Annotated in this window: 1 protein-coding gene; it reads left to right on the forward strand. The window is 65.6% G+C overall.

Annotated elements, in window-relative coordinates; all coding sequences use genetic code 11:
• Nucleotides 1–926: chaperonin GroEL (locus tag IVA98_RS09595; RefSeq protein ID WP_247334141.1), on the forward strand; the 926-nt coding region annotated here is incomplete at both ends.

Raw genomic sequence — 926 nt, forward strand, 5'->3', positions numbered from 1 at the left:
ACCTCGAACGACGAAATCGCCCAGGTCGGCACCATTTCCGCCAACGGCGACGCCGAGATCGGCAAGTTCCTCTCCGACGCCATGAAGAAGGTCGGCAACGAGGGCGTGATCACCGTCGAGGAAGCCAAGTCGCTCGAGACCGAGCTCGACGTGGTCGAGGGCATGCAGTTCGACCGCGGCTACATCTCGCCCTACTTCGTCACCAACGCGGACAAGATGCGCGTTGAGATGGACGACGCCTATATCCTCATCAACGAGAAGAAGCTCTCCTCGCTGAACGAGCTGCTGCCGCTGCTCGAGGCCGTGGTGCAGACCGGCAAGCCGCTGATCATCGTCGCCGAGGACGTGGAAGGCGAAGCGCTCGCGACCCTGGTCGTGAACCGCCTCCGCGGCGGCCTCAAGGTCGCGGCCGTCAAGGCTCCGGGCTTCGGCGATCGCCGCAAGGCCATGCTGCAGGACATCGCGATCCTGACCGGCGGCCAGGCGATCTCGGAAGACCTCGGCATCAAGCTCGAGAACGTCACGCTCAACATGCTCGGTCGCGCCAAGAAGGTGATGATCGACAAGGAGAACACCACGATCGTCAACGGCGCCGGCAAGAAGGCCGACATCGAGGCGCGCGTGGCCCAGATCAAGGCGCAGATCGAGGAGACCACCTCGGACTACGATCGTGAGAAGCTCCAGGAGCGTCTGGCCAAGCTCGCCGGCGGCGTCGCGGTGATCCGCGTCGGCGGCGCGACCGAGGTCGAGGTGAAGGAGCGCAAGGATCGCGTTGATGACGCGATGCATGCGACCCGCGCCGCGGTCGAGGAAGGCATCGTCCCGGGCGGCGGCGTCGCCCTGCTCCGTGCCTCCGAGCAGCTCAAGGGCCTGCGCACCAAGAACGACGACCAGAAGACCGGCGTCGAGATCGTGCGCAAGGCGCT

This window comes from Bradyrhizobium sp. 160 (genome assembly GCF_023073735.1).
In the GTDB taxonomy this organism is placed as follows: Bacteria; Pseudomonadota; Alphaproteobacteria; order Rhizobiales; family Xanthobacteraceae; genus Bradyrhizobium.